This is a genomic window from Paenibacillus sp. 37 (assembly GCF_008386395.1).
GTDB lineage: Bacteria > Bacillota > Bacilli > Paenibacillales > Paenibacillaceae > Paenibacillus > Paenibacillus amylolyticus_B.
Map to the genome: position 1 here is coordinate 5,969,769 of NZ_CP043761.1, position 20,270 is coordinate 5,990,038.

A 20,270-nucleotide genomic window follows, 5' to 3' on the forward strand; every position below is an offset into this window, starting at 1 on the left:
CCTCCTCCCTTCCTCATTTCTTAACAAGAGATTACCCCAAACGGGAATGGACGTACCAACCAATCAATCCTTTGGGTTCTTATATACGGCCAAATATACAAACAGAAAGACAATAGCAGCCGCAATGATCAGTGGAGGGGCGTACATAATGGTGAATGTCTCAAAAAAGCTTAATCCGGTTATACCGGGTATCCCCGTGACTCCCTCAGTAGATAGTGGATCCAGCAAGGGAGCCATGTGTAAAAACATGTTTGGGTGCATGAACAGACTCATCCTTTCTTTTTACCAGAATTACCGCGCACATAATTGGCATCAAACAGGAACAGCTTCATAATCAGCACAAGCGAAGGAATGAGCACGAGTAGCCCCAGACTAAACGCTGTAATGAGCGCAATCCCCATCGTACGATTCGTAAAGCTGTCGTAAATATTGATGTAAGGATACAGAATGTACGGAAGGTGGGATCGCCCATAACCATACCAGGCAAAGGCAAACTGAAGCATGACAGCGACAAAGCACCAACCTAGATATTTACTTTTCCACACCAGCGACACGGCAATGACAAAACAAATAAACGAAGCGATGAACATCCACGAAATATTCACCATCTGCTCAAAGTGTGCGGGATTCTGTTTGTTAATCTGCAGAAAAGCCAGAAAGCTCGCAAAAATGGTAGGCAAACTCCAGAGCAGCGCGTACTCTCGAAGCACCTCATATGCCGGCTCATCCCCCGCCCGCTTCGCATAATAGGAAAGAAACATCGCCGAGATGTAGAGCACACTAACCAATGCAAGCAAAACAACCGACCAGGTATAGGGATTCGTCAGAAATTCACGCCAGCGAAAAAACACCTGATCGCCCACCTGCTCAATGATCCCGCCTTCGGATATTGCCAAAATGGTGGAGAATACCGCCGGAATCAGCAATCCCGTCGCCCCGTACAATGCCATATAGATCCGGCTGTTCTGCCCATGGTTGCCATAGGTATTGTAGGCGTAATATACGCCCCGGATCGCAAGCAGTACAATAGCCAGTGAACCCGGAACCAGCAAGGCAGTCCCGTAATAGAAGGCGCTGTCCGGATAAAAGCCGACCAATCCGACCACAAAAAAGATCAGAAACACATTCGTCACTTCCCACACGGGAGACAGGTAGCGCTGAATGATGTTATGAATTTTGTTCTCGTGCCCAGTCAAAATGCTGTAAAAGCTGAAGAACCCGGCCCCAAAATCAATCGAAGCGACGATCAGGTAACCGAACAAAAATGTCCACAATATCGCGATGCCTGCAATTTCGAAACTCAATGCACGATCCCTCCTTCAAGCCCCAGAGACTCCAGTTCCTTCTCTGCTTCCTTGTTGCGGAACAGCTTGCTGAGCACCCGAATGCACGAGAAACACAGGATCAGATACAGCAAGATGAACAACACCAGCATCCATCCTACCGAAGTTGACGTCGTAGCCGCTTCCGCCACCTTCATATACCCACGTAAGATCCAAGGCTGTCTGCCAACTTCAGCGAACATCCACCCCAGCTCGATGGCAATCATGGCCAGAGGCCCCAGCAAGACAATGCCAAGCAGCAGCCATTTGGGATATGGCTTGCGCCCTGGTAACCACCGCCGCAGTACATATAACACAGGAATCATCAGGATGATCACTCCGGTTGTGACCTTCAGGTCGAACATATAATGAATGGACAACGGTGGTCTTAGATCCGCCGGAAATTCTTCTAGACCCTTCACTTCCGTATCGGGACGATTACCCGCCAAAATGCTAAGAGCATAGGGAATCTCAATGGCGTATTTCACCTCATTGTTCTCATCCAAAATCCCCCCATAGACGAGCGGTGCCTCTTTCATCGTCTTGAAATGCCATTCTGCGGCAGCCAGCTTCTCCGGCTGATATTTCGCGAGAAATTTACCGGAGGAATCTCCGATCATGACGGTGCTAATCGCAAATACGAGTGCAGATACCGTCGTGAGTTTCAGTGCTTTTTTGTAATACACATGATCCCGTCCCCGAAGCAAACTGAAGGCGGCTATCCCCGCCAGAATACCTGCACTCAAGGTGTAGGATGAAGCGAGTACATGGGACACTTTGGTTGGCGTTGCCGGATTCAACATGGCAGCAATCGGATGAATGTCCTTCATAATGCCATTAATCAGGGTGAATCCCTGAGGCTGGTTCATGAAGGAGTTCACCGTTGTAATGAAAATCGCAGATGCGGATGAGCCGAGAGCTACCGGAATCAACAGCAGCATATGCGTATATTTCTTTTTGAAACGATCCCACGTATAGAGATAAATTCCAAGAAAGATCGCCTCGATAAAAAAGGCAAACGTCTCCATGAACAGCGGCAGGGCGATTGCCTGACCCGCTACCCGCATAAACATCGGCCACAGCAGACTGAGCTGTAATCCGATCGAGGTGCCTGTAACGACGCCCACGGCAACGGTGATGACAAAACCTCGCGCCCACCGGCGTGCCAGCAAGGTGTAATGCATATCATTGGTTCGGAGTCCTCGCCACTCGGCCAAGGCAATCATAAGTGGAACACCTACACCGATAGAGGCAAAAATAATGTGCACAAACAAGGTAAGGCCGGTTAGTATCCGGCTGAACAAAACAGGGTCCAGGGATGACATGGTTACACTCCTCTTTCACATAATCGTTATGTACGACAGCAGTTACTCTGCTTGAACATGTATCTCAATAACTCATAATTCGGATGATGCTCTTCACAACGGCATACAGCACAACCACAGCTGCAACCAGACAGACGATGATGAGTGTTTTCTCTTGTTTACGGAACATATACCTGCCGTCCTCCTTTTGCATGGGATGCAAATTATGGCTCTATAGACAGTTTGCAAAAGAAGTTGTTTTTTTATCCGGGGAAATTGAAAAACAAAAAAAGCCTTTCCCCTTATCGCGCTCACGCGCTGAAGGACAAAGGCTCTATTCGTAGGTCTCGTACATAATTATTATTCATGAAAAAGTGAAATACATCTCTTCATTCTTCATTAAGCAAGCTCACACCAATACGTCCTGCTTGGGCAGTCGAACCTTGAACGTGCTTCCTTTGTCCGGTGCAGATATAAAGGTCAGCGTACCCTTATGGTCCTCTACAATTTTACGGGAAATGTACAACCCAATTCCTGTTCCACCAATCTGCCGATGATCCGAATTATCGACCCGATAGAATTTGTTGAACAACATGTCCTTCTCTTGCTCCGCAATACCTATTCCATAATCACGCACATCAAGACATAACCATTCCTCTTCTTCCCATAACGTAACATCAATACGATCTGCTCCCGGCGAATACTTAACTGCATTGCCCACCAGATTATGCAGAACCTGAACCATCCTGTTCTGGTCAGCATAAGCAAAAAAGTCTCCATTAAACGTATGCACGTAGATACGTTGGGCAGACTTCATATTCCACTGTTCGGCAACCCCTTCTACCAACTCAACCAGCGGTACATACGTCATGTGGTAAGTCATACCTTCGTTGTCTAGCCGCTGAATATCAAGTACATCATCGAGCAAACTGCTCAGCCGCTTGCCCTCCGAAGAGATGGTCTGCATGAATTCCCGCTGCTGAGCTGCCGGAAGGTCATACATCATCATTAATTCCACATAACCCATAATGGTGGCTACAGGCGTTCGAAGCTCATGAGATACCACACTGATCAGCTCATTTTTCATCCGATCCAGCCGTTCTTCTCCTGTCCGGTCACGGAACACCAGCAGAAATCCATGGTTTTTACCCGGGACATCCATCTGCTTCATGTACAAGGAAAATACACTTTTATCCACATTATTAAATATAAATTCGGTCTCGATAAACGCTGTTTCTCCATTCAGGAATGCTCTTGTCTGTTCCATCAGATTGAAGTTGTCCGTTAATACCATCGTATCTATCGCTTGCGCCAAATCCTCAATGGATCTGCCCATAAAATCACCCAAACCAAACATCTCTTCTATCCTTCGGTTGACGATGGTTATGGTCCCTGATCGATCAGACATCACGAGCCCTTCTCGTACGGATTCAATAAATTGCTCACTGATATCTCGCTGTTCCTGAATGGCAATCTTCTCATTGAACAACTCCGAGTTCAGCTTCTCCAGCGCAAGGGCATGACGTACACGATCTTCTTCTGCTCTGGTCCGCTCTGTAATATCCTTAATAAACAGGTTGTATAATGTCTCATTTTTGCCCAACTGGATCTCAACAATTTTGTACTCGATCGGAAAAACGGAACCATCCCGTCGGATACCTGAAATTTCTTCAACGATGGTGTATCTTTTACCTTCAACATATTCAAATCGCTCCAGCAAATTCTTGATTTCCTTGCAGCTGGCCCCTTGAAAAAGAGAAGGTGCTTCCTTGTGCAGGATCACTTCTTCCCGACGCAATCCAAACATTCTTTCAGCCTCCGGATTAAACTCAACGATCAGCCCATTGGAGTCCACAGCGATAATCGCATCAATAGAGGATTCAATAATGGCACGTTTGACCTCTTCACTATTCTTGAGTTCCTTGGTACGCTCAATAACCCTGTCCTCCAGCGTTAACTTGTCGTGACGAATCTGTTCGAATTGTTCCAGCAGCACATCGGCCATTTTGCGCAAATTACCAATCAGGATCTGTACTTCGGTTACATGGCTGGTTGGCCACTCCATCTTCCCATTTCGAAACAACAGCCTCGGAAGAGAGCCTGTCATCCTGGTCAGTCTTAACAGCGGGCTAACAACCTTACTGCTGAGAGGAGCCGCTACGATCATGGAAGCCACGATGATGATGAACAGGGATTGCAGCGTGGTCAGATAAATGGATTCGATTCGGGGGTAATACTTGGACGAGTCAGTCACAATGAATACCCGATAAGGTGTTAATCTTGTCATTTCTGCTTCATAGATAAAGGAGGCTTGTTTCCAGTGATTCAGTACATCGCTGTAATGGATATTTGCGGAACTTAACAGAAAGAGGTTATCCCTTGATTTCAGAAGACGGAATCTGTCCATGTCCAGGTAATCGCCCGCCTGAAGTGTATTCAATCCAGAAGCGACGACTGTATCATTCCGATCCAGCAGAATTACATTCACGCCTAGTAGATGATGATAACGCGCCATATTCTGATCCATATTCTCAGAGGTAACATACTCTTCATCAATGTCCTGAACAACCGCAGTCGCTGCATATTTCATATCACGTAATATGGCATCATTCATTTGACCCAATTGTCTGCGGCTATCTGCGGATAACAGTAAGAGAGAAACAAATACCACAAAGGCGACTACGTATTTAAACGCAATTCTTGTTAATGGAATGGTTCCCGTCCGCTTTGATTTGTGTTCACCCGTGGTGATCCAGAAATCAACTACAATTCCCGCAATCAGCGCATTTACCATACCAATCACAGCAATATACATATACTCATACTTCAAATCGTCTATATCTAAACCCAACATAAAATGCCCGGAATAGATAACAGGAAGTAACATCACTACCCAAAAGACAGCATTAGCCTTGATTAGGCTGCCATTCTTCCAACGGATCTGCCAAACGAGCATCCAGATTAATTCCAAGAAGTGGGCAAGCATCACAGTTAAGTTGTGCGGCACAAAGCCGACAAAGACAGTATTCAGCAGATGGATGACTGTAAGGGTTACAAATCCATAGATGGCCCCATGCAAACGAAGAGCAACGAGTGCTGCCGCGCTACCAATCATAAACTGTACACCATAGAATAAAGTAAACGGAAAAATAGTGCTTAGTGAGCCCAGAATGATCAAAATGCTGGTCCCAATCCAGGGTATTCTCAGCTTCAACACGACCCAATCTAGCATATGTCTTGCCTTTATACGATCCATAAGCAATTGTCCTCATGGATCATTTTTTCTACTGTTTTCAACAACAACGTTGGTTCCCCCTATAAACTTAAGCGGATACAAATATTACTTTTTTCCCCTTAACTCGTTCTGATCCATTATACTGTAATTAGTACTTGGTGTAGATTTGGGAAATTCTGATTGATCGGCAACCAAACTGCATTCATGCTAGAATATTGAAGTTCATCAAAAAAAGCGTATTCTTTCTCTACATATACATCCTATATTTTGGGATAGAAACATTAAAAAATTTGCGGCATTTATTCGCAATTCACCTTGTTTTTTTAGCATTTTCTTAACATATTATTTTCACCAGGAGTGTGACCCTATGACTATCAAAGTACTTCTTATAGAAGATGAGAAAAATCTGGCCGACATGATTGCTTTCTTTCTTGAGGAGGAAGGATACATCACTGAACGGGTTCATCATGCCCGCGAGGCACTTCAACTGTTTCCACAATTCCAGCCGGATATTGTTGTAACGGATCTCATGCTTCCTGAAATGGATGGAAATGATCTCGTAGAAGCCTTTCGCCAGCACTCCACTGTGCCCATTCTGATGATCTCGGCAAGCACCATGCTGAATGATCGACTTCGCGCATTGCATAACGGTGCGGATGACTTTCTGTGCAAACCATTTAGTTTGAAAGAGTTGGATGCCCGGATTAAAGCACTGCTGCGAAGATCAATCATTTCCTATAAGGATAAACCGGTAAAAGAAGATAAGCAGACAGAGGTTACTGGACATGTGAATGTGAATGAGTACAGAAGAACTCTGTTCGTGGATGGTGTTGAAATCGAGGTCACTCATATTGAGTTTGAGATTATGAAGGAATTGTACCGCAATCCGGGTAAAGTGTTCACCCGCAATGAACTGATGGATCGGATCAAAGGCTCCGAACGCGCCTATCTGGATCGTACCATTGATGTTCATATCTCAAGTCTGCGTAAAAAAATTGAGCCTGACCCCAAGAACCCACGTTATATTAAGACGGTTTGGGGAACAGGCTATAAATATGTGATCTAATACGATCTTAACGATTAAAAAGTTAAACATCTTTGGCCATATCTCTCTTTTATCTCATGGATAAGATGGGTGGTATGGCTATTTCTGATTTATGGATAGACGAAGAATGAAACCAATTTTCCATATCCTTGATTAGTTGATTCGGGTCATGCTCGTTCCAGAGAATCATCTTCATCTCACCTGAACCTGTAATCTGTTGCAGGTGACGCTTCCGAATAAGGGATTTGAAATCCGTAATGACCAGTAACGGAAGTTGTGGCATAAAAGCCCGAATGGCATTTGCTGCTGACACCGCTTCTTCGGCAACCTGATAATCAACAATGCAATAACGGGCATTTTCCCAACTTCCCCGATGTGTTTCTATCGCAGAACCAGATGCTGAGTCCTCAATCCAGTTCCTGAACAATTGAATAATATTCTCATATGCAATACGACGTTTTCCATCCGAGAGCACGGTAATGGGTTCCATAGGTATAACCTCCAGTTGATTCTTATCTTTATTGTGCCAATTTTCGTTTAAAAATGTTTGTGCGTGAACATGAAAGAAGTGTTAACAAATTTCGTACTTCTTCACATTAAGTGTTAGAAACGTCCACTTCACTTCTGGATGATTTCGCAGATTCCACACATTGATGTAAAATAGAGAAATACCCGTGTGATTTAATTTACGGGAAGTTAAAGATGAATCTGGTACTATAGGAGGTTACATTGATGAATATTGTTTCCATTGAACCAACACCGAGTCCAAATACGATGATGCTACATCTCGATGAACGTCTGGAGGACGGAATTCGCAAAACATATACACTGGACAACGAACGATCTGCTCCGGCGTTCATTCGCCAGATGCTTCATATTCCCGGTGTAAAGAGTGTGTTCCACACAACAGACTTTGTGGCACTTGATCGTAAAGGGAATGCCGACTGGTCCGTTATCTTGGGTGAAGTCCAAAATCGCCTTGGACAGCAAGGCATTGATCTGGACTGGATTGAATCCGAAGATGGTTCAGGTGAGCACTTCGGAGAAGCACAGGTATTTGTACAATTCTTCCGAGGCGTACCGATGCAAATTAGGGTCAAGGCCGGGGTCAAGGAAGAACGAATCTCGTTGTCCGATCGCTTTGTCAAAGCCGTGACAGAAGTCGCCAGTGCAACAATGATCAAAGAACGCAAACTGAGTGATTACGGTGTTCGATATGGTGAATTGCCTGATATTGCACGTGAAGTTGAGCAGGAATTGGAAGCCGCTTACCCCCCGGAACGGCTGGAGCAGGTCATCAAACAGGCCATTGAACATGGTACCAAATCCGAAGAGTTCGTCGAGCGCCGCCGTGAATTGGATGGAGCCGAACTTGAAGAGGCTCTGCGAAACGAGGACTGGAATGTTCGCTATGCGGCATTTGACGGCATGGAGCCTACGGCCGAAAGACTGCCTCTCGTAGCCCATGCCTTGCATGACAACAAAATGCAGATACGTCGCTTGGCTGTCGTATACCTGGGTGACATTCGTACACCGGAAGCGATGGAATTGCTGTATGAAGCGCTTCAGGACAGTTCTCCTGCGGTACGCCGGACTGCCGGGGATACCTTGTCTGATATCGGTGATCCTGCCGCCACTCCAGCCATGACAGCTACGTTATCCGATAAAAGTAAACTTGTACGCTGGCGTGCAGCTCGTTTTCTATATGAGGTCGGAACAGAAGAAGCAGAACAAGCGTTGCGAGTTGCAGCCGATGATCCCGAATTCGAAGTCAGCCTGCAGGCCAAGATGGCTCTGGAGCGAATCGAATCCGGCGAACAAGCTGCTGGAACGGTATGGCAGCAGATGGCTGGTCGTAACAAAAAAGAGGAATAGTCGTCTCTCAGACCTCACATCCAACAATTGTTATTGCACTGGAAAACCATGCGCGTTATACTGATTGTCTGTTTACTAAACAGGACACACAATGTTAAGTTGTGTTGTTCATAATTTCATAGACAATAGATACACCTCATCCATTGATGGTGAGGTAGAGGTCGCGGGTGCGATCAGTACGCTGATGGAGGCGCTAAGGAGCCGCTTATGAGATCAGCCGAAAGGTGTACCCGCCGAAGCTCGCTGGACGTTCCTTATACGGTCCGGTGAGCTGGGGCTGCTGTCGAAAGGCGCAGAACTGTCACGGAAGTACATTTCCTTTATATTAAGGTATGAATTCTTCTGTGTTGAGCTATCTTAATCATCTGGGACATGGTGCGGACATTGAAATATTAAAGACCGCAGGCTGATGCCTGTGGTCTTTTTGTTTATGAATTCAAGTATCGCAAACATCAGTATATCGAATGAAGGAGTGTTTCCATGCAAGACCGCAGTAACCCAACAACAACTGGACCTTCCCTGAAAAAAGGATTACGCGCACGCCATATGACGATGATCGCCCTCGGTGGCTCAATTGGTACCGGGCTGTTTCTCGCAAGTGGTACCGCCATCTCAACCGCAGGCCCTGGTGGAGCATTAATTGCCTATGTGGCCGTTGGCATCATGGTTTATTTCCTAATGACCAGCCTTGGTGAGCTTGCTACCTTTATGCCGGACTCCGGTTCATTTAATACGTATGCCGCACGTTTTGTCGATCCTGCTCTCGGGTTCGCCATGGGCTGGAACTTCTGGTACAACTGGGCGGTAACCATTGCAGCAGAGCTTGCTGCCGCTACTGTACTCATTAAATACTGGTTCCCCGACAGTTCATCCATGTTATGGAGCTTATTGTTCCTCGTGCTGATCTTTTCCTTGAACGTGTTGTCTGTTAAAGGCTATGGAGAGTCCGAGTACTGGTTCGCCATTATCAAAGTCGCTACTGTTATCATCTTCTTGGCCGTTGGTGTGCTCATGATCTTTGGGATTATGGGCGGAGAAGCGGTTGGTTTCAGTAACTTCACCATCGGTGATGCGCCCATCCATGGCGGATTCTTCGCCGTGTTAGGCGTATTCATGGCTGCGGGATTTTCATTCCAAGGTACCGAGCTTATCGGGGTAGCCGCTGGTGAAAGTGAAAACCCGCGCGAAAATGTACCTCGTGCGATTCGTCAGGTATTTTGGCGCATTCTGATTTTTTACATTTTGGCAATTACCGTGATCAGTCTGATCATCCCGTATACGCATCCGAATCTGCTCAAAGGTGACCTGGAGAATATCGGTGTCAGCCCGTTCACACTGGTATTTGAGAAAGCTGGCCTCGCCATTGCAGCTTCCGTCATGAATGCCGTTATTTTAACCTCTGTACTCTCTGCCGGTAACTCAGGCATGTACGCTTCAAGTCGGGTTCTCTATGCCCTTGCCCGTGACGGTAAAGCCCCTCGTTTCCTGGGCAAGCTGAATAAAAAAGGCATTCCAATGAATGCACTTTTGCTTACAACAGCCGTTGGTATGTTGGCATTCCTTGCCTCCCTGTTCGGCGATGGAATTGTGTACACCTGGTTGTTGAATGCATCCGGGATGTGTGGTTTTATCACTTGGCTGGGTATCGCTATCAGTCATTATCGCTTCCGTCGTGCATACGTTGCACAAGGCAGGGATCTGAGCGATCTGCCTTACCGTGCACGCTGGTTCCCGTTTGGGCCGATCTTTGCTTTTGTCCTGTGTATCATCGTGATCATTGGACAGAACTATCAGGCATTCACGGGTGATCAGATCGACTGGAGTGGAGCCATCGTTGCCTACTTGAGCGTACCCCTGTTCCTGATATTGTGGCTTGGTTACAAATGGATCAAAAAGACCAAAGTGGTGCCGCTGCAGGAATGTGATTTCACACCTACCGATTCACCAAGTGATAAATAGTAGCTCCAACGTGTACCACCATTAACTGATTCAATCCGACTCTATATAAAAAAACCTCCCCGTGGCGTTGCAGTTTTCCTACTGTAGCGATACGGGGATATTTTGTTTTGGGTCCACTCTCCCCTTCGAACATTCCCGTACGTCCTTTCGTCCCTGTCCATATTTTGTATAGGTCGGTAAGTAGAATATAGAAAGGTATACTATTTTTCTTGGACAACGGGAGTTGATGTATAATGAAAAAATTCTCTATTCTGCTCGTTCTATTGGGCATCCTGATCATCAGCTTTCCTTTCCTGCGGGAAACGTATTATGACTGGCAGCAAACCCGTGTCATGAACGATCTGGAACAATTGCAAAACGGCTTGTCTAAGCTTAATCACTCCTTCGAACAAGGCATACAGGATGCAGCTTCTGCCGAGCCGACTACTGACAATACAGGTACAGTACAAGAGGCCTCCTCGGATACGTTGGGGGTACTATCGATTGACAAGATTGATGTCCGCTTACCGATTCTGGAGGGTGCAACGGAGGACAATATGAAGGTAGCTGCAACCCATCTTGTCGAAACCACCCGTATCGGGAATAAAGGTAATGCTGCCATAGCCGCTCATCGCGCCCACAAAAAAGGACGGCTGTTCAATCGTCTGGGAGAACTCCAGATTGGTGATTCAATGGAAGTCACCTTGGCAAATCGAACAATTATCCAATATAAGGTAGATCAGATATCCGTTGTAGAGCCAAATGACTTATCTGTGCTGGAGGATCCCGGGCTTGGGCAGGTCCTTACCTTGATTACCTGTGATCCACTCGTCAATCCAACACATCGCCTAATTGTAAGAGCTATTGAAGTGAAACCAAATATTACGGGGACTTGATCCTGCCTTAATATCATCAAAAAATACCCTCTAGCATATTCACACGTCGACGCTAAGCCTTCGTAGTGATTGCTAGAGGGTATTTCTATCTACACACGATGAATTTTAGATACTTTGTGTTTCGATCTAGCGTTGAAGCTGTTGTCTGCGGCGGAAGTACATGAATCCCGCGCTACCTAACGCCATCAGCATCATGCCCACAGCAGTGTAAGCCATTGTGCTCTCTTCACCTGTTTGTGGCAACATTCCCTGAGATAACGAATTTCCGTTTGGCTGTGATGCAGAATTTCCATTGCCCTGTGACCCATCTGTACCCGTTCCAGCAGGAGGTGCAAGTGCACCATCCCCATCCGGTGCATCTGTATCCCCAACTGGAGGTGCATTGTCGTCACCGTTGGAATCGCCAGGCGAAGGAGGAGTTACTCCGTAATCTTCATCTGTTGGAATTTCGGTTCCGCCTTCAGGTTCAGTAGGTCCAGTAACCACTGTGCCTGGGATAGACGTTCCTGGTGTTTCCGGTCCTGGTGTTACTGGTTTCTCCGGATCTGGTGTTACACCCGTAGTAGGTGTTCCCGGATTATAAGGTCCACTAGATCCACCACCCGATACCGGGATGGCCTGATTCGTTTTTTCCACAACTACGGCTTCGGTTTGTATGTTCGTAATTTCAAATGGAACTGGTGTTGTTTCCAACATGTATCCGTTAGGTGCTTTTATTTCAACCAACTGATATTTATTGATATCCAAGCCTTCCAGTACAATTTCACCTTGTTGATTGGTTGTCAGTGTAGCTTCATCTAGACCTGTTACCTTGTGGAACTCCCAATTCCCATTTGCATCCATCAATGCAGTCTGAGCCCGTAATTCAAACACAGCTCCTTGAAGGTGCTGAGTTCTACCCGCATTGGTTTTAATCAATTTAACAGAACGTTCATTTTTTTTATTTTCAATGGTCAATTGAGTTTCCGGTTTGATAATAGATACAAGGGTCTCCGGCTGTTCAATAACAAATCCTTCTGCCTTGGTTTCTACCAATGTATACGAACCATAGTCCAAACCATCGAATTCAATGATCCCATTTAGGTCGGTTACTTTTGTATCGATGACACTGTTGGAACGATCACGCAATTCGAATTCAATTCCGCTTAATACGGACTTATCCTTGGCATTTACTTTGGTAACGACAAGTTTACCGCCTGCACCCATTGCATTCGACTTCGTCAGTGTAATAATCTGAGTCTGATTCTCTACAATCGTAAACGGAATTGGTGTAGCATCCAATTGATAAAACTCAGGTGCCACGACTTCTACCAGCTCATAATCCCCTGGCAACAGTCCACCTTTGGCGATCTTCCCATCTTCCCCTGTCGTTAACTCATCGATTTTCTCTCGCGTTGCTCCGTCCTTGGAGTACAATTCGAAAGTTGCACCCTTAAGTGTCTTGGAGGAGTCCACCGCATCTACCTTGGTTAATTCAAAGCCTTGACGAATCTTTTTATTTTCAATTTCAAAAGCAATATCCGCATCCTTGAACTCAATCGTTTTACCTGAGGCAGAGCCATATTCAGGATCAACCAAGTATCCTGCCGGTGCAGATAATTCTTTTAACTTATAAGGTACACCGTTGGTTAGATTGTTTAATCGATAGTTTCTGGAGCTTTCAACCACACCATTCTCGTCCGTTGGTTTCAAGGTTTCCAGAAGCGTAGTTCCAGACGCATTATAGATTGCAAATATTGCACCCTCCAGCGGAACTCCTGTATCACTGACTTTGTGAATTCTGATTTTGCCCAGACCTGTAGAGGCTCCTCCACCTGCTCCAGCCAAGGAAACTTTGATTCCCGACTGATTACCTTCTCCGATTACCGAGGAAGATTGGCCTGCAAATTCAACCTTATTCACAATTCGGGCGCCATGATCGGCATTAATATAAGACTGATATTCCAAAATGAATGCGGTATGAATATCTTTCTTGAAGGTGAAGGTAAATGTATTGCCCTCCACGTCCAATTCATAATCAGCCGGATCAACAAGTCCAGCTTTGGTGGATACATTGCCTGAATTGTTGGCAGGTAAATTAGTTGCATATAATCTCAATGAATCAGCCAATAAAATCTGGTTCTCTGACAAGGTATCTGTTAATTGATTACCCGCAGGAATGAAAGATTGACTTGGATTGATATTTACCGTCCATGATGCTTTATCCGTTGTACCTTCTTGCTTCCCTGTTTTGCGGACGTATACACCACCGTTGGCAGGTGTAACACTGGCTGATCTATTAAATCGTATTGCACCACCCTCACCATCCGTCAGAACAGCCTGGTTGGCATAAGCGCCTACGACAGAATATGGTCCATCCAGACTTGTTTGGTACTGAATGCGATAAGCCATTTTGCCCATGTTACCCAGATCCAACACAAAACCTTTACCGTCCGGATTCAGCTGGAATTGACCAGGTGTGAGCGGAACCTCGCTACCTACAGCAGTAACATTATTGGCTCCCTGTAACTCTAACTCATGAACCTTCAATGAACCGTCTACAAAAGATTGGTTACCTGTGTAGGCATCCTTGAGGATGGCTTCGTGAATATCGAACAAGTTGTAGTTTACATCAATTGTCCACGTGATCGTTTTGTCTTTGGCGCTGTATTCGCCCTTCTTGTTACCATTTTGAATGGTATACTCTTGCGGTTTGACCATAGCCGATTTGGTAATCGCAGTCTGTGCTACATCGGACTCTTCCCAATCGATCTTGGCAGAGTTGCGATATTCATTATCCGTTGGCATACCTGCCGTCGGATCAAAGCTTGTCGTATAGGTAATGACATGTTCCGTGTTAATGGTAACGCCGTCTTTCAGGCGAACGGAGAATCCTTTTTCATACGTTGGATCAGCCGGGTCTGGAGTCAGTTCAAAGTCGTCTTTGTTAACCCCACTTACTTGAAGACTACCCGGAATCAGCTTCATGTGTCTGCCTTCATAATTGTCGGTGATGACGATATCCGTCATGTCCTGCAAATCACGGTTCAACACCATCTGCCATTCGATTTCTTTTGTGTTGAAGTTTTCACTTTTTACGCTTTTTGCAAAAATGACTTCCCGAATGTCTTTCCGGCCTGTTTTGGAAGTACCATCATACATGTTCACTGTGTTCGTAATGGTATCGTTGGTATATACACGATGAATGGATTGTGTATCATATTCGATCTCATAGGCCTTGGTAATGTCGTTATTAAAATGTAATCTGAAGCCGTCATCGAACCCTGTATTCACCGCTTCAAGTGTGTATTCATTCGGATTCACCAGCGTTCTGTTCGAAGCGGCTCCGCTCGAATTAATATCCACCTGGTACACCTTGACGGAATTGTTGATCAGTTGCTGTTTTGCCGTATCAAAACGGTCTTCAATCCATGCATTCGTTTGCATGATTTCTTGCTGATTGTAGTTATATTGCACTTTCCATGTAATCGTCTGTGTCACCGGATCATATGCACTATCTTGCCCTGACTTGTTCAAAGGCTCATTAAAACTCACACGAACTCGGCCAATATCGGTTTCGTTGTGCTCGCTCTGATCCGTTGTAAGCGCAACCTGGTTTTGATACTCCACGTTGGTGAACGGAGCAGTGGTTGGTGCTTTAACACTTGTCGTATAGGTTACACGATAGGCCTTATCTGTATCTCCCAATTGAATTGGAAACTGTGGTTCCGTTTGAACTACTGGGCCTTCTTTTACAGATCCATTCAATTGCACTTCCAATTCGCGAATTTCGATATTGCCCTTGAGCTCCAGCTCTGCTGGGAACGTGTCTGCAAGAACAGCATTTTTCATAGCCTTCTCGCCTTGGTTAAAATCTACGGTCCATTTAATTTCATCCGAGTTGAAGTTGTCTTTGTTTGCGCTTCCCGATTTCTTCAACTTATCTACGGCTGTGTTGGCAAAATGTACATCAATGATGCTCTGCCCTACGGAACTAAAGTCTATCTGTTGTTTCAAACCATCTTCCATCTTGCTCTCATCAAACTTAATCCACACGTAGAAGTTGCCTTCCAGCTTCGCATGCTCGATCAGTTCATTAAAGGTAAAGATGATTGTGCCATCTGGATTCACCACATACTCCCCAACACCGCCATCCAGATTACCTTTAAGCTGCGATCCAATGATGAATTTATCGGGCAAGTTAAAGGTGAACGTGGAACCATCGCTGTAGTTGTGGGTGTCATTTGCAAGCCCCCATGTAAAGACTACAGCCACCTCATCCTGAATGCGTGGTCGAATATCCTCGATTTTATCTCCTTTGACTTCAATCGTGCCATTCCCGTTGTCTTCTGGTGCCTGATTGTACATCTGCACACTGGTAATCAATTGATCTGTAATTACCGGGCCTGCAGCTGCGATTGCTAAACTGCTCTGGTTGAGGTTTCCCTCCCCCTCTTCTTCCGGAGTGGCAGCAACGTCAACGTTGTTGACCTCTTCCGAACCTGCCAAACCTTCTTCTGACGCTGTATCGCTGATTGCACTGGCTGGCAAGTTAGTTAATTCATCCTGAGCATGCATTGTTGGTGTAAATATCCAACCCTGCATCATTTGCGTGACCAGTAACAGAGCAATGATCACTATGCTCACTTTTTTCCTCATTTTTTGCATATCCTCCTCGTACGTAGTGTTGGCATACGCCGAAGATTAGAATAGCAAAGCGACATATACAAAAAATAGACAACACTAAAATCCTCGCTTTTGGACACAAAATTGAACACAAAAAAGGATACTCCTCAATCGGAGCATCCTGTTCAAATGGTTGTTATATTGTCCAGTTAATTTTGACGCGCAGATCGGTAGTACCTTCCATTTTGGACACATAATAAGATATCGATTTCATGCCAAGTTGGTACAAATCCTGCAAATCTTCAATCAGCCCAGCCTCCGTACCCTTGTACCTGAATGTCAGCGAGGTTCCGCCTTCCTTCAGCTTACTCTGAACCTTGGTCTTCAGGGCAGCATGGCCTTTAACCGCATCCTCTTCATCATACAGGGAATAGTCGAGAGCGTGGTACAGCTTCTGATAAGCGGCTTTTTTGCTATCTCCAGCCTTCACCAGCTTTAATAAAGCTTCTCGATATGGGGCTGGCGCAGCGGGGTACTTGCTTTTGCCTGTCCAGATATGGTCACGTGCCATCTCATCATCACTCAGCAAATAATAGCTGTGGCTCACCTTACCTTTGCGGTCAGGGGTAGGATCATCCCAGGTGGTGTCCATGTGATACCACTTGCCGTCCAGGTTCACGATATTCCAGGCATGAAGCTGCCCACCTGCTGTACCTTCCACAATCCGGTTATCGATACCTACTCGCTCCAGCATCCGATAGGCCAACAGTGAATATCCCTGACATACGGTACTGCCTGTAACAAGCCCGTCGTAGGCCGTATATTTCTTGAGCGAAGTATCGTAGGAAAGGTTAAGCACAATCCAGTCATGGATGACCTTGACCTTCTCATGATCCGTCATGCCTGGTTTGATGATTTCTTTCAACACGTTTGTGACTTTACGATTCACATAATCCGTCTGCTCCTTGGTCTCCCGATAGGAGAGAGTCACATGCACCTCGGCGGACACATTGGATCCTTTATAATTAAATGCATAACTTTTAACGGTATATTGGATATAGGGGTCACTCTTCATTGCCTCATCGATGGAGGTTTGTAATTGTTTTTTGAGGCCTTTCACATTGCCTTTGTATGTAAAAACAAGTTCCTCCGTTCGCTGTGACATTGCGGTAAGCAAGGTCTGGCGCAAATCTGTTGCCGTGGATATATCCGATGTCCCTGATGCAGCATACAGTTGATCCAGATCAACCGTACGTGGTAACGCTACAGCAATCAGACAGCCTGCCAGCAGTATGGTGATAATTCGTTTCCCGTTCTTACCCATGAAAGGAACCCACCCTTCTTTGCAAAGTTCTCACGCCCTATTGTATCACAAAAGGGTCTGTCGTCATTCTAGTTTTGTAAAAGCAAATCAAAAGAGACCTTCTATGGAAGGTCCCTTTGATCTTTAGTTCATTGAATCACGATTACCCGTTATCTTCATCCTATGATTCGCTTGGGCATGATATGAGTGATTCCTCGTCTAATACAGGCGATTACCACTCATAAATGTCTCTGTTTTACCTTGAAGCTTCGCCAGCCGTTCCAATACCTGTGACGCTTCAGCTACCGTCACTTTGCGTGCAGGCATGAACCGTCCTTCAATCGAAGGAAGCAATCCCAGCTTCAGACTCAGGGAAACCGCTCCCTTACTTGTAATGGCACTGGCATCCGCAATGTTGGGAAGATCCGATGGCAACGTATAGAATCCGGCAAGCTTCTCATAGCGTAAAATACGTACAAGCAGCACTGCCAATTCTTCACGTGTCATCTCTTCCTGCGGATTCAAATTCTGTTCAGGGTCCGCTCCGGCAAGCCAGCGCTGATCGATTAATGCCCGAACTGCCTTATAATACGGGCTGTCAGGTGTCACATCAGCGTATAACTTGTCATCTCCGTCCCCACTGTAGTAAAGATCCATATTTGGATTAATCGCTCTTGCCAGATAGTTAAACCAATCTCCTCGGGTAATCACACGATCCGGGAATACGCGTCCCTGCTCATCAGCAAGCAATACGCCATGCTGTGTCATATTGCGTAGAGCTGCTTCGGCCACATGACCCAAGATGTCCGTAGGTTCAGCCTTGGGTGCAGAGCTTGTGTCCCCGTATAAAAGCTTCCACTCTCCTGTGTTCGCATCCAGCGCTTCATAGTTGCCATAGATTGAATTCTCATCACGTGTAGGCATATAAGCAAGGTTCACCCCCGCTGGGATGACTTGACCACCGTTCGTACCATATCCGCCATAACGGGAATATGCGAGGATCAGCTTGAACTCCTCCAGATAGAGTGCCTTGGCCTCTTCATAACTGATGGCTGGCTTATCATCTGCTGGCAATTGTTCAGGTTTTGCGGCAATGCGTGTATAGAACTCGTTCACGGTTCCATCGTTCAACACCTGCACTTGTGCCGTATCATCTTTCACCTGAATTCCGTTCAGATAGCGTTGGAACATAAACGTACGAGCATCGTCTATCTCAATAACGTTAGCCAGTCGGAACTGCTCCGTTGCGTCTGGAACTAGCGCAATCACTGTGTCCATCGCCAGTTTCTCAGCCTGCTTCCGCGTTACCAATTTGCCTGCCTTCTCCTCAGCCGGCTTCTCCTGTTCCATCTCCGGTCCGATTCGTTGCATCATCGTATAGCTGTAGATCTGCCCGGTAACTGCATCTACCTGTGCTGAGATATCCCGCATGAACATATAGGACATATTGGCACTTCGATCACTCCAGCTCAAACTCCACACCTGATTGTTCGGACTTGAGTAATATCCCTTGCCCAGCTGGCTATGTTCCAGCTTATAACCCTTGGGAATATCAAAGTTTGTTGCGACCCGATTGGCGGCCTGTTGAACATTTAACCTCGTACCATTGGCCGGCACAAAAGGCGTTACATCACCTTTCAACTTCGTATCCTGCTGCAAAGAATCTTCATTCACAGCTTTACCTGTTAATGTATTAATCCGTTCCAACGTATTGGCTTCAATCGGAACGATACTGATATTTTTTGGTGTATATGCAAGATAATACTGCTGACCCTGTTTGGAAGATAGACGATCTTTGGCGATATAAGCCAGTTCCACATCGAACTGTTCTTCAAACTGCTGTCTTGCCTTCTCTTCTGAAGCTGCCGGTTTCGATGAGGGATACTTGGCTTCAATAGTACCTCGTGAGTAACCTGTCACCAAACCACTTTCATCCACATTAATGTAGACTGTCTCTGCATCAGATAACAATCCATCATGTTTTAACTGGTACCCGTATCGATACTCTGTTCTGCCAAACAATGACTCTTGTTCAATGGAAGAATACAGATCTCCAAGCGGAGCATATTCATTGTCCTTAAGACCTGGAATCGCTTGGTACAACAATGCCACGGCCTTTTCTTCAGCTTCAGCTTTGGTTAGCTTCACATCCGATTCCGAGACATGTTTGTCCAGGATATCCGACGGCAAATGTACACTTAACACTTCCCCTGTGCCTGCATGTACAGTTCCACTGAATCCCGACGTATGATTACCTTGTGTAATCTGGAACCCGATCTCCCATGCCTTGTAGTCTGGCGTTGGATAGGAATTAGGTGAATCGAATCGTGCAGATGAGATTGTTGCTTTTTTTAACAATGGAAACAATTTCAGTATATTTTCACTGGCTTGCCTGGATGAGATTTTTGCTCCCTCTGGCACGTCATTGCTCGTTGCGTCTAGTTGTTCATTTTCCCCCGTTGTCGCTTCGGTCAACTGCTCTGCTTGCGCGGCTGATGCACTGCCTGCAAAACCTGGTGTTTGCGAAGCAAGCAGCAGTGTTGCCATCGCTGCGGTTGTTGCTTTGGTTGCGAACATTTTCAAAGTTAGATTACACTTCCAATTCAAACTCAAATCTGGACCTCTCCCTTCAATTTCATACAAAGAAGCATAACAAATAACCTCGCATGAATATTGCCAGTCTATTCTATGATACCATAAGCTTCCTTTTTAATCGTCGTTTTCGGGGCAATTTTACAAATGTGAAT

The 20,270-nt window shown here is 45.8% G+C and carries 12 protein-coding genes and 1 riboswitch; of the genes, 4 read left to right on the forward strand and 8 right to left on the reverse strand.

The window, feature by feature from the left end; all coding sequences use genetic code 11:
- Nucleotides 1–63 precede the first annotated feature (63 nt).
- The 4 genes from cydS to F0220_RS25710 form a co-directional block, all read right to left on the reverse strand.
- Nucleotides 64–249 (reverse strand): cytochrome bd oxidase small subunit CydS family protein, encoded by a 186-nt coding sequence (gene cydS / locus F0220_RS32630; protein WP_181155607.1) that lies wholly within the window; start codon nucleotides 247–249, stop codon nucleotides 64–66.
- Nucleotides 250–269: 20 nt separating this feature from the next.
- Nucleotides 270–1,304: a cytochrome d ubiquinol oxidase subunit II gene (locus F0220_RS25700; RefSeq protein WP_076212671.1), complete on the reverse strand. Its 1,035-nt coding sequence runs from the start codon at nucleotides 1,302–1,304 to the stop codon at nucleotides 270–272.
- The gene (locus tag F0220_RS25705; protein WP_149846807.1) at nucleotides 1,301–2,647 is read right to left on the reverse strand and encodes a cytochrome ubiquinol oxidase subunit I; all 1,347 of its coding nucleotides are present in this window, start codon (nucleotides 2,645–2,647) and stop codon (nucleotides 1,301–1,303) included. The genes F0220_RS25700 and F0220_RS25705 overlap by 4 nt, the downstream gene beginning before the upstream one ends.
- 388 nt (nucleotides 2,648–3,035) lie before the next feature.
- Nucleotides 3,036–5,882: an ATP-binding protein gene (locus tag F0220_RS25710; RefSeq protein WP_105601878.1), complete on the reverse strand. Its 2,847-nt coding sequence runs from the start codon at nucleotides 5,880–5,882 to the stop codon at nucleotides 3,036–3,038.
- Nucleotides 5,883–6,228: 346 nt separating this feature from the next.
- On the opposite strand from F0220_RS25710, the gene F0220_RS25715 reads away from it, so the two are divergent.
- Nucleotides 6,229–6,927, forward strand: coding sequence for a response regulator transcription factor (locus F0220_RS25715; protein WP_091019318.1), 699 nt, complete (start codon nucleotides 6,229–6,231; stop codon nucleotides 6,925–6,927).
- Between the two features lie 49 nt (nucleotides 6,928–6,976).
- Here F0220_RS25715 and F0220_RS25720 read toward each other — a convergent pair whose 3' ends face one another.
- Nucleotides 6,977–7,396, reverse strand: coding sequence for a hypothetical protein (locus F0220_RS25720; protein ID WP_091019316.1), 420 nt, complete (start codon nucleotides 7,394–7,396; stop codon nucleotides 6,977–6,979).
- A 242-nt stretch (nucleotides 7,397–7,638) separates the two neighbouring features.
- On the opposite strand from F0220_RS25720, the gene F0220_RS25725 reads away from it, so the two are divergent.
- The 3 genes from F0220_RS25725 to F0220_RS25735 all read left to right on the forward strand — a co-directional run bounded on the left by F0220_RS25725 (nucleotide 7,639) and on the right by F0220_RS25735 (nucleotide 11,615).
- A complete protein-coding gene (locus F0220_RS25725) occupies nucleotides 7,639–8,781 on the forward strand; it encodes a virulence factor (RefSeq protein WP_047841582.1) in 1,143 nt (380 codons plus the stop codon).
- 147 nt (nucleotides 8,782–8,928) lie between these two features.
- Nucleotides 8,929–9,144, forward strand: a riboswitch (Lysine riboswitch).
- A gap of 117 nt (nucleotides 9,145–9,261) precedes the next feature.
- A complete protein-coding gene (locus tag F0220_RS25730) occupies nucleotides 9,262–10,740 on the forward strand; it encodes an amino acid permease (protein WP_091019314.1) in 1,479 nt (492 codons plus the stop codon).
- 233 nt (nucleotides 10,741–10,973) lie between these two features.
- Nucleotides 10,974–11,615, forward strand: a complete 642-nt coding sequence (locus F0220_RS25735; protein WP_091019312.1) for a class D sortase — start codon at nucleotides 10,974–10,976, stop codon at nucleotides 11,613–11,615.
- 126 nt (nucleotides 11,616–11,741) lie between these two features.
- Here F0220_RS25735 and F0220_RS25740 read toward each other — a convergent pair whose 3' ends face one another.
- The 3 genes from F0220_RS25740 to F0220_RS25750 form a co-directional block, all read right to left on the reverse strand.
- A complete protein-coding gene (locus tag F0220_RS25740; protein WP_181156166.1) occupies nucleotides 11,742–16,253 on the reverse strand; it encodes an LPXTG cell wall anchor domain-containing protein in 4,512 nt (1,503 codons plus the stop codon).
- 163 nt (nucleotides 16,254–16,416) lie between these two features.
- On the reverse strand, nucleotides 16,417–17,544 hold the full coding sequence (locus tag F0220_RS25745) for a transglutaminase domain-containing protein (protein WP_105601880.1): 1,128 nt from the start codon (nucleotides 17,542–17,544) through the stop codon (nucleotides 16,417–16,419).
- A 198-nt stretch (nucleotides 17,545–17,742) separates the two neighbouring features.
- On the reverse strand, nucleotides 17,743–20,136 hold the full coding sequence (locus F0220_RS25750; protein WP_105601881.1) for an S-layer homology domain-containing protein: 2,394 nt from the start codon (nucleotides 20,134–20,136) through the stop codon (nucleotides 17,743–17,745).
- Nucleotides 20,137–20,270 lie beyond the last annotated feature (134 nt).

Coding starts and splice junctions, on each gene's coding strand:
- cydS (WP_181155607.1), bottom strand. CDS start 249: ATGTTTTTACACATGGCTCCCTTGCTGGATCCACTATCTACTGAGGGA.
- F0220_RS25705 (WP_149846807.1), bottom strand. CDS start 2,647: ATGTCATCCCTGGACCCTGTTTTGTTCAGCCGGATACTAACCGGCCTT.
- F0220_RS25710 (WP_105601878.1), bottom strand. CDS start 5,882: ATGGATCGTATAAAGGCAAGACATATGCTAGATTGGGTCGTGTTGAAG.
- F0220_RS25715 (WP_091019318.1), top strand. CDS start 6,229: ATGACTATCAAAGTACTTCTTATAGAAGATGAGAAAAATCTGGCCGAC.
- F0220_RS25720 (WP_091019316.1), bottom strand. CDS start 7,396: ATGGAACCCATTACCGTGCTCTCGGATGGAAAACGTCGTATTGCATAT.
- F0220_RS25725 (WP_047841582.1), top strand. CDS start 7,639: ATGAATATTGTTTCCATTGAACCAACACCGAGTCCAAATACGATGATG.
- F0220_RS25730 (WP_091019314.1), top strand. CDS start 9,262: ATGCAAGACCGCAGTAACCCAACAACAACTGGACCTTCCCTGAAAAAA.
- F0220_RS25735 (WP_091019312.1), top strand. CDS start 10,974: ATGAAAAAATTCTCTATTCTGCTCGTTCTATTGGGCATCCTGATCATC.
- F0220_RS25740 (WP_181156166.1), bottom strand. CDS start 16,253: ATGAGGAAAAAAGTGAGCATAGTGATCATTGCTCTGTTACTGGTCACG.
- F0220_RS25745 (WP_105601880.1), bottom strand. CDS start 17,544: ATGGGTAAGAACGGGAAACGAATTATCACCATACTGCTGGCAGGCTGT.